This window comes from Pilibacter termitis, assembly GCF_900167335.1.
GTDB classification, from domain to species: Bacteria; Bacillota; Bacilli; order Lactobacillales; family Streptococcaceae; genus Pilibacter; species Pilibacter termitis.
In genome coordinates this window covers 84,134-93,417 of record NZ_FUXI01000005.1, presented here as the reverse complement: position 1 = coordinate 93,417, position 9,284 = coordinate 84,134, and the positions used below count along the sequence as shown (strand labels likewise).

The window sequence follows — 9,284 nt, the reverse complement described above, 5'->3', positions numbered from 1 at the left end:
TAAATAAGTTTTAGAGTTGTGTTAAATTGAATGGTTCCAAAACTGTTACCGATTTTGCTTTTGCTCTATATCCGTTTTAGAGTTGTGTTAAATTGAATGGTTCCAAAACGAATATGACCGAGCGTTTCATAAATTTTCGGTTTTAGAGTCGTGTTAAATTGAATGGTTCCAAAACTAGATTTGCATGAAATCGAGAAATCTTTCTGTTTTAGAGTCGTGTAAAATTGAATGGTTCCAAAATTTTGACAAAGTTTTATTACCGAACACTAAAAAACTAGAAATCCCAATAAATCTTTGTTAAAATAAAAAAGTGAAGAGTTTCGTTAGGCTGTTTGTATAGCTTATATCACAAGATGTGAACGGATACAAAAAATGATAAGGACGTAAACTATTGTTCAATCAAGTATTTAATGAAAAAACGGAGGAATTATGATGACAGAAAGAACATTGATTTTAGTGAAACCAGACGGAGTGAGACGTGGATTAATTGGCTCTGTATTACATCGCATTGAACGCAAGGGGTATGTGATCGTAGAAATTCAAAAATGCCGAGCAACGGAAGAAATTTTGGCACAACACTACCAAGAGCACGTGGAAAAGTCTTTTTATCCAGAATTGGTAGAATTTATGACAAGTGGTGATGTGGTGGCAATTGTAGCAGAAGGAGTCAATATCATTCACGGATTCCGTGTCATGATGGGAACCACTCAGCCAACAGATGCTCTACCTGGCACAATTCGTGGCGATTATGGACGTGATTGGGACAATAATGAAATTCAAAACATTGTACATGGTAGCGACTCTCCTGAAAGTGCAGAAAGAGAAATTAAAATTTGGTTTCCAAATTTGAAATAGAGTTTTTAGAGGAATGTAAACCTTGCTGATGCACTAGAAAATGGATTGTTTTTATAAGGAGAGGTTCAAAAAAGGAAAGTTTTTTATTGAAAGTTAAACGAAAAAAAGTTAAAATTTCTTTAAGAGATTATTTCCGCATATAAAAAGGGGAAATAATTTCAAAAAAAAAGAAAGGGAGGATGAAAAATGACTTCAGAAAAAATGAAATCACCAGCGTTGGTCATTATTCTTAGCTTGATTACTTGTGGAATTTACTATATGTATTGGTTAGTGGTTACACACAATGACATTCGTGAACTTATAGGAGATGAAGAAGGCTTTAGTGGGGGAATGGTTTTACTCCTAACCATTGTTACTTGCGGTATTTACGGCTATTATTGGTGGTATGTGACAGCTAAAAAGATGAATGTAATCAATGAAAAAGCAGGATTACCTGTCAACGACAATGCTGTCTTGTATCTTGTTCTTGCGATCTTTAGGTTGGAAATTGTCAATATAGCAATTCTACAAAGTGAGTTAAACAAAGTTTGGAGCAAAGGAATTGCAGAATTTTGATGAAAACTTTCTTGAAAAATGAAAAGGGCAAAGGAATGGCAATCGGCATTCTTGCCCTTTTGCTCTATTTGCTTTTAATGCCAGATGAATGGTGCGTTTTTAAAAGAACACTTGGGATTCCATGTTTAGGCTGTGGCATGACAAGAGCGTATTTGGCACTACTACATGGCGAAGTATCAACAGCTTTCTTTTTTCACCCACTTTTTTGGCTAGTACCAATTTTGCTCCTCTTATTTTGGCAGAGAAAAAGATTTTTATTTGTTCAGAAAAATACTTTTTGGATAGTGGTAGGGAGCTTGTTTCTTCTTGTATATGTAGTAAGAATGATGCTACTTTTTCCGCATACTCCACCAATGAATTTTAATGAACAGGCGATATTGCCAAGTGTTATAGAAAAGATTCCTTTTCTATTCAAAAATCGCTAAGCTATTTTTCATATGCTTAGCGATTATTTTTTTTATTTTATAGCGTCAAATCCACACGTTTGCCAATCTGTTCAATAATCCAGCCACCAATAAGTAGACTCAGAAACTCACCAATAGCAGTTGTTGCCCAAGTGAGCAAGAGTGGTTCTTTGAAAAGATAATGTAGCTCTAAAGCAATTGTAATCATAGAAAGCGAAAAGAAAATCGCAAAAACTAGAAATTGCAAGTTGTAAGAAATCGAGCCAATACCGACACGTTTTCCTTTAAGGGACTTGAATAAAATTGTCCCAAGTGTCACGAAAATAAGTGTAGACCCTCCGCCAACGATAACGTCGACTATTCCGTAGGTGAGGAAGTTGAAAATCATACAACCAATCGTAACGGAAAAAATATAGCGTTTGTTGTAAAAAGCGAGGAAATTAAACATTTCCGCAATACGAAATTGAATTGCACCACTAGCGATAGGTGCAACAACAAATGAAATGGCAACGTAAAGTGCTGCGACGATTGCCACTTTTACCAAAGAATTGGTTTTTACTTGTGTTTGTTCCATAAATAAACTCTCCTTTATCGGCGAAACCCGAGTGTAATATGCTTTGACCAAAGTGAGGAAGTGTCAAAGGGTGGATTGAACCACGAGAAATAGTATAACGGAAAAAGAAAGAGATTGCTAGTTTTTTTATTAAAAACACCTGTTATTAAAATGAAAAACGAAAAATCATCTCCCTTTCATGCTTGTATGGCTAGAATATGATAAAATACCTATGAGGTGAATGACAAATGGAAATGAAATTGTACGAAAAATTTGTAATAAAACGTGACGGTCGTCTTGCTTATTGGGATTCATTCCGTATTCAAGCAGCGATTTTTAAAGCGGCAGCTTATGGGAAATATGCAAAAAATCCTGTGGCAGCAAATGATTTGGCAAATAATGTTACAAAAGTTGTTGAGAAATACATTGCCAATCTTGAATTTGAAAAAGTGCCAATTGATGAAATTCAAAATGTCGTGGTGAAACAATTGCGAGATTTTGATACGGAAGTTGCAGGAGATTTTCTAAAATACAAAACAGAACGAGATATAAAACGAATTTAAATAAAACGTTGAAATGAGAAAAAAGATGATAACAAAAGAAACAAAATTAAAATTAGTTGCAGCTTGTGCGGCAGGTATGGAGGCACTGGTTGGACGAGAAATTAGAAATCTTGGGATTGAGTGCCAAGTTGAAAATGGGAAAGTGCTGTTTGAAGGGACAATTGTTGATATTGCACGTACAAATGTTTGGCTGAGAACGGCTGATCGAATAAAAATTATTCTTGGTGAATTTCCCGCTACGACTTTTGACGGTTTATTTGAGGGAGTGAAAGCTCTTGCGTGGGAAGAATTTTTGCCATTAGATGCAGAATTTCCTGTTGCTGGAAAATCTATTAAGTCTAAGTTGTTTTCTACGCCAGATGTGCAATCTATCACAAAAAAAGCGATAGTCAATAAATTGCGTGAAGTGTATCATCGTCCGGCAAGTGTGCCATTAGCTGAAACAGGTAGTAAATTCCCAATTGAAGTGGCACTCAGAAACGATATTGCCACACTTACGATTGATACGACAGGAAGTAGTTTGTTTAAACGTGGTTATCGGACGGAAAAAGGAGGTGCTCCGCTCAAAGAGAATATGGCGGCAGCTCTTATGATGTTGACCAACTGGTATCCAGACAAGCCACTTGTCGATTTCACTTGCGGAAGTGGGACAATTCCGATTGAGGCGGCACTTATTGCTCGCAATATCGCTCCGGGACTGAAGAGAAATTTTCAGTTTGAGGAATGGGGTTGGTTTGACAAGAATGTTTTGGCAGAAGTCAAGGCGGCTGCCAGAAGCGAAATCAAGCAAGATTTGACACTTGATATTTTGGCGACAGATATTGACCACCGCTTGATTGAGATTGCTAAGGAAAATGCTAGACTTGCAGGTGTGGCAGAAGATATTGAGTTTAAACAAATGCGTTTGCAAGATTTCCATACGGAGAAAGAGTACGGCGTGCTAGTTTCCAATCCACCTTATGGAGAACGTTTGGGGGATTTTAGTGCGGTTAAACCGCTGTATCGTGAAATGGGCGAAGTGCTAATCCCTCTTGAAACATGGAGTAAATATATTTTGACGAGTGACTTGATGTTTGAAGAACATTTCGGGGCGAAAGCAACGAAAAAGCGTAAGCTGTATAACGGTGCTTTGCGAGTAGATTATTATCAATATTGGGGTAAGAGAAAACCAAGAGAACAAAAAATAGAAAAAGGGACAGAAGTATGACAGAAAAAGAATTTTTAGCATTAGTAAAAGAAATTGAGCTATTAAAATCAACCCTTGCACTTTCAGGTTGGGATATTCAAACTGGAATGCCAGAGCGTGCGAGTGAGTACAGAGCAGAACAAAACGCATTTTTATCTCAACTGTTGTTTGAGCGAATGACAGGTGAAAAAATGACGTTGGCAATGGAATATTTTGCCAAAAATCGTGTGGAATTAAGTGAATTAGGGCAAAAAGTCTACGATAAAGTAAAAGAAGGATACGACAAAAAACGTGTAATTCCTGCTGAAAAAGACGAGGCTTATAACCGTGAGGCTTCCAAAGCATTTACAAACTGGATAAAAGCACGAGAACAAAAAGATTTTGGATTGTTCAAAGATTCTCTTGCTAATTTAATTGCTATGCAAAAAGAATTTATCACACTTTGGCGAAAAGATGAAAAAACGCCTTATGATGTTTTGCTAAATCAATACGAACCGGGGATGACCGTTGAAATTTTAGATGAGGTGTTTGGCAAAGTGCGTGAGGGCATTATGCAAATTCGTCAAACGATTGCTGAAAAAGGTATAGAGCCACGTGTGGACTTTTTGAGTCGAAAGGTGCCGAAGGAATTTCAGATTTCTTTTGCCAAAGAGCTTTCTACTGCACTTGGTTTCGATTTTTCACGTGGTAGACTAGACGAGGCAGTACATCCGTTTATGACAGGATTTAACTACAACGATGCACGCCTTACGTCACGTTGGAATGAAGAGGATTTTCAAATGGGGATTTTCGGCGTTCTCCACGAGCAAGGACATGGGCAATTTGAACAAAACGTTTCACCAGATTTCGAATATACCCCGTTAAAAAATACTATGAGCATGGGGATTCATGAGTCTCAATCTTTATTCCAAGAAATCATGATAGGTTCCAATAAATCTTTTTGGAAAAAGCAATACCCACGTTTCCAAGAAATTTGTGAGGGTCGTTTTGACGACATTGATTTTGAAACATTTTTTGCAGGACTAAAACGCAGTCAATCAAGTCTTATTCGCATTGAGGCGGACACATTGACGTATGTGCTACACATTATCATTCGTTATGAAATGGAAAAAATGATGTTCAATGAAAATGTGTCAGTAGAAAAATTACCAGAGCTTTGGAACGATAAGTACGAGGAGATTTTAGGGATTCGTCCGCAAAATGATTTGGAAGGAATTTTACAAGATGTCCATTGGACAAGTGATTTTGGTTATTTCCCAAGCTATGCTCTTGGCTATATGTATGCAAGTCAAATGAAGCACGCAATGAGTCAAACACTTGATTTTGACACATTGCTGAAGTGTGGCGAGTATTTGCCAATCAAACAATGGCTAGATGAAAACGTCCGTGTATTCGGTGCAAGCGTAAAACCAAAAGACGTTTTAAAAAATGCCACAGGCGAAGATTTGAATCCAAAATATTTGCTAGAAGAACTTGAGAAATTGTATTTTGATGTTTATCAAGTGGGATGATGAAGTTGAAAATTGTAGTTTGTTTTTTTAGAGGTGTCCTTTAGGGGTGTTTGGTGTTCTTAATTGAATGGTTTCAAAACCTCTAAAAAAACAATGTTAGAAAAGACTTTGAGCAGGGAAACTTATGAGTGTCCCTGCTTGGATTTTATCATTGCGGAGGACGAGTTTCAAAAATTTGAAGTGAAGTCGAAATGGTAATCATTTCATGCGTTTTTCATGTAAAATCTACAAAATTAGTCTAGCATTTGAATTTTATTCCACTTTCGTTTATCTATTTTCTTCCATAATATAATTCATGACTTTCCAATTTCCAAAGAGATTGGCGTGATGACTCTTGGTGGGAAGTCTTCCAATCGAAACTCTCATTATACAAATAAAAGGATAGACATTTTTAAAATCTCTCATTATAATTTGGAACACTTGAGACTTCAAGGAAAAAAATACTTGTTCTATAAATTTACAGAAATTTTACTTTTCATGAAAATTTACAGAAAACAAAAGTTATTTTCTTGCACCAGTCTTTATCCTTTGATATTCTTACTCACGTTGAGGGGGAAAACTCTTGACCATTAAGTCCTTTGCATCATGGGGAGTGAGCAAGGATAAAAGCTAAGGAGGTTTGCGACTATGGATACAAGAGCAACTTGGCAAGTAGAAGCTTACGAAAAGGCAATCAAAGAGTTACAAAATCGTGAAGCACAAGAAAACGATAAATAAAAGCCAATGGACGAGTAGTCATTCTGCTCGTCAGTACATAAAATAAAAAAACCGCATGAAATTCGTTTTAGAAACGTTGATTTCATGCGGTTTTGTTTTATTGTATCTAAAATTTATACCTTTGGCAAATGTTCTTGAATCGTTTCAATCTGCTCTTGAATTTGCGTTATGCGTGGTTCAGCTTGAAATTGAAAATCTTTGATGCTTTTTTGAATGTCTCGCATTGCCGGTTGCAAGGCGGTTGCTACCTGTTTTTTGACTTCTTCAGATTGCAAACGAATCGTTGTGGTTGTAATTACTCCTTGTTCAACTTCGTTTTTTACCTCGTCTATAAAATCAGTTAAAAATTTTCTATTTTCCTCTCCTTTGTTGCGATTGGTCAAGAGAGTTGCAACACCAGCTACGACTGCCCCAAAAATCAATCCTTTTCCAAAATTTTTCATGCTCATTTTTCGACCTCCTGTGCAATTTTTTCTGCAACATTTGTACGTTCTTCGTTCGTGAAATCCTCAGAATGATCACCAAAATGAATGTTAAAATCATCTTCTTCGGAATAACGTGGCAACAAGTGGATATGCGAATGAAAAACAGATTGATATGCTACCTCTCGATTATTGTTAAGAATGTTTAAACCACACATTTCCGGAAATGCACGGTCTAAAGCACGAGCGATTTTTGGAATACGTGCAAAGACTTCGCCAGCAAGTACGTCATCATATTCAAAAATATCTGCAACGTGCTCTTTTGGAATAAGCAAAGTATGCCCCTTTGTCGTCTGAGTCAAATCCAAAAATGCCACCACTTTTTCATCTTCATAAACTTTACTTGCTGGAATTTCACCCTGCACAATTTTACAAAAAATACAATTTTCCATAGGAACCTCCAAAATTTGATAAGATTATTCGCTATTGACGTTACTTTTTATTATAATATAGAAAGAGAAAAAATAGTGCTTTGACTAATTACTATATTCGGAAAGCGAGAATGAAATGAGTTTAAAAATTGAACATTTAACAGGTGGATACGGTCATATCCCCGTCTTAAAGGATATTAACTTCGAAGTCGCCTCAGGTGAACTTGTAGGTTTAATCGGGCTAAACGGTGCAGGAAAAAGTACGACAATTAAGGAAATTATTGGTTTACTACAAGCACAAAAGGGCAAGATTTCGATTGATGATTTGACACTTGCTCAAAATCCAGAAGAATATCGGAAAAAAATCGGCTATATTCCAGAAACTCCGTCATTGTATGAAGAATTAACCTTAAAAGAGCATATCGAAATTACCGCAATGGCATATGATATTCCGCTTGATGTGGCAATGAAACGTGCAGAAAAATTATTGACTACGTTTCGTTTAGAGAAAAAGTTAGATTGGTTCCCAACGAATTTTTCCAAAGGAATGAAACAAAAAGTCATGGTGCTTTGTGCGTTTTTGATTGAGCCAAGTCTTTATATTATTGATGAGCCGTTTCTAGGGCTTGACCCGCTTGCCATTCATGCACTCTTAGAGCTAATGCAAGAGATGAAACAAGAAGGTGCAGGGATTTTGATGTCAACGCATATTTTAGCGACTGCTGAGCGTTACTGCGACCGTTTCGTCGTCTTGCACGAGGGGGAAGTGCGTGCAAATGGTACGCTCGTTGATTTGCAAAAGGAATTTGCTATGCCAAACGCAACGCTTGATGAAATTTATCTTGCTCTTACAAAAGAGGCAGAGGAGGGGAGTCATGGTTGAGTTTTTCAAACAGCGTAGCACGCAACACATGAATAGAATGTTACGCTATATGCGTTATGTATTCAATGACCATTTCGTTTTGGTTTGTCTATTTTTGCTAGGTGGCGTTGGATTTTATTATTCTGGTCTGATTAGGACCTTGCCAAAGGACTTTTTTTGGGGAAAAATTATCATAGTGGTTGTTTTACTTTTTTCCCTTCCTATCGGAAAAGTAGCCACTCTTTTACAGGAGGCGGATCTGGTCTTTCTTTTGCCAAAAGAAAAAGAAATCAATGGTTATCTCAAATATGCACTTCAACGTTCGCTTATTTTACCGTTTGCGTTTTTGACGGTTATTACAGGCTTTTTCATGCCACTTTTGGTGGTGTCAACAAGTGGGCAATTTATTGATTTTGTTTATTATTTGTTCGTTATGTTAATTGCCAAAGGGATTTGGTTGAAAATTGAGTGTAATGGTTTGTATCAAGGGATGCAAAAAAAAGCAAGAGAGATGAAAATATGTCTACTTTTGACAATGTGCATTTTACTTTTTGCTATGACGTTTGTTACGCCGTTTCTCTTTTTCCTTGTGTTCGTCAATTTTCTTTGGCTTTCTCCGCTAAAGGAAAAAGGAACTTTCGCTTTGCTAGATTGGGATCGGGCGATTCATGTGGAAAATCAACGGTTGCACAGGGTGTATAAATTTATCTCGCTCTTTACAGATGTGCCAGAAATCACAAGTGTAGTGAAACGTAGAAAATATTTTGATTTATTTCTCAAGCCAATTACTAGTAAACATAAAAATACTTATTTATACTTATATCTTCGAGCATTTTTGCGTGGAAGTGAGTATTTTGGATTGGTTGCTCGTTTGAGTGCAATTGGATTTTTGATTTTACTTTTTACCAAACAAGAATTTTTAAGTTTAGCGGTAGGTGTGCTATTTATGTATTTAATTGCATTTCAGTTATTGCCGCTTTATTCACAATTTGATTATATGATTTTAACGCATCTTTATCCTGTAAAAGAAAAAGATAGACAATCGAATTTTTTAGGTTTGATGATGATTGTGATGTGTATAGTCTTTATTGTGTTTGTACTAGGTGTTTTGACAAGCGGTGCAGCTACTTTATTAGTGATTGGGCTATACATTTTAGCGACCATTCTCTTAGCACTTCCTTATACGATGTTAAGATTGAAAAAAATAGAGAAGAGAAAGTGATAG

At 36.5% G+C, this 9,284-nt stretch carries 11 protein-coding genes and 1 riboswitch; of the genes, 8 read left to right on the top strand and 3 right to left on the bottom strand.

What is annotated here, in order from left to right:
- The first annotated feature begins 432 nt into the window (after positions 1 to 432).
- From ndk to B5D30_RS03185, 3 genes are all read left to right on the top strand, one after another.
- The gene (ndk, locus tag B5D30_RS03195) at positions 433 to 855 is read left to right on the top strand and encodes a nucleoside-diphosphate kinase (RefSeq protein ID WP_200806703.1); all 423 of its coding nucleotides are present in this window, start codon (positions 433 to 435) and stop codon (positions 853 to 855) included.
- A gap of 186 nt (positions 856 to 1,041) precedes the next feature.
- Complete coding sequence (locus B5D30_RS03190; protein WP_078806598.1) at positions 1,042 to 1,410, top strand: DUF4234 domain-containing protein; 369 nt, start codon at positions 1,042 to 1,044, stop codon at positions 1,408 to 1,410.
- A gap of 11 nt (positions 1,411 to 1,421) precedes the next feature.
- Entirely contained in the window at positions 1,422 to 1,835 is a 414-nt protein-coding gene (locus B5D30_RS03185; RefSeq protein WP_159443181.1) for a DUF2752 domain-containing protein, read from the top strand.
- A gap of 37 nt (positions 1,836 to 1,872) precedes the next feature.
- Here the strand turns inward: B5D30_RS03185 and B5D30_RS03180 are convergent, their stop codons facing one another.
- Positions 1,873 to 2,388 carry a QueT transporter family protein gene (locus B5D30_RS03180; RefSeq protein WP_078806596.1) on the bottom strand — a complete coding sequence of 172 codons (516 nt, stop codon included), beginning with the start codon at positions 2,386 to 2,388 and terminating at the stop codon, positions 1,873 to 1,875.
- A 1-nt stretch (position 2,389) separates the two neighbouring features.
- A riboswitch (PreQ1 riboswitch) is annotated at positions 2,390 to 2,490 on the bottom strand.
- A gap of 125 nt (positions 2,491 to 2,615) precedes the next feature.
- Here B5D30_RS03180 and B5D30_RS03175 point away from each other — a divergent pair.
- From B5D30_RS03175 to B5D30_RS03165, 3 genes are read left to right on the top strand one after another with little or no spacing between them, the layout of a single operon-like run.
- Positions 2,616 to 2,930 carry an ATP cone domain-containing protein gene (locus B5D30_RS03175; RefSeq protein WP_078806595.1) on the top strand — a complete coding sequence of 105 codons (315 nt, stop codon included), beginning with the start codon at positions 2,616 to 2,618 and terminating at the stop codon, positions 2,928 to 2,930.
- A 28-nt stretch (positions 2,931 to 2,958) separates the two neighbouring features.
- On the top strand, positions 2,959 to 4,137 hold the full coding sequence (locus B5D30_RS03170; RefSeq protein ID WP_144399469.1) for a THUMP domain-containing class I SAM-dependent RNA methyltransferase: 1,179 nt from the start codon (positions 2,959 to 2,961) through the stop codon (positions 4,135 to 4,137).
- Positions 4,134 to 5,627, top strand: coding sequence for a carboxypeptidase M32 (locus B5D30_RS03165; protein WP_078806593.1), 1,494 nt, complete (start codon positions 4,134 to 4,136; stop codon positions 5,625 to 5,627). The genes B5D30_RS03170 and B5D30_RS03165 overlap by 4 nt, the downstream gene beginning before the upstream one ends.
- A gap of 830 nt (positions 5,628 to 6,457) precedes the next feature.
- Here B5D30_RS03165 and B5D30_RS03160 read toward each other — a convergent pair.
- Together B5D30_RS03160 and B5D30_RS03155 are read right to left on the bottom strand one after the other, a co-directional pair.
- Positions 6,458 to 6,793 carry a YtxH domain-containing protein gene (locus B5D30_RS03160; protein ID WP_078806592.1) on the bottom strand — a complete coding sequence of 112 codons (336 nt, stop codon included), beginning with the start codon at positions 6,791 to 6,793 and terminating at the stop codon, positions 6,458 to 6,460.
- On the bottom strand, positions 6,790 to 7,218 hold the full coding sequence (locus tag B5D30_RS03155) for an HIT family protein (protein ID WP_078806591.1): 429 nt from the start codon (positions 7,216 to 7,218) through the stop codon (positions 6,790 to 6,792). Before B5D30_RS03155 ends, B5D30_RS03160 begins: the two co-directional genes overlap by 4 nt.
- A gap of 115 nt (positions 7,219 to 7,333) precedes the next feature.
- Between B5D30_RS03155 and B5D30_RS03150 the strand changes: the two genes are divergently transcribed.
- Positions 7,334 to 8,080 (top strand): ABC transporter ATP-binding protein, encoded by a 747-nt coding sequence (locus B5D30_RS03150; protein ID WP_078806590.1) that lies wholly within the window; start codon positions 7,334 to 7,336, stop codon positions 8,078 to 8,080.
- Positions 8,073 to 9,281 carry an ABC transporter permease gene (locus tag B5D30_RS03145; protein WP_159443180.1) on the top strand — a complete coding sequence of 403 codons (1,209 nt, stop codon included), beginning with the start codon at positions 8,073 to 8,075 and terminating at the stop codon, positions 9,279 to 9,281. Before B5D30_RS03150 ends, B5D30_RS03145 begins: the two co-directional genes overlap by 8 nt.
- Positions 9,282 to 9,284 lie beyond the last annotated feature (3 nt).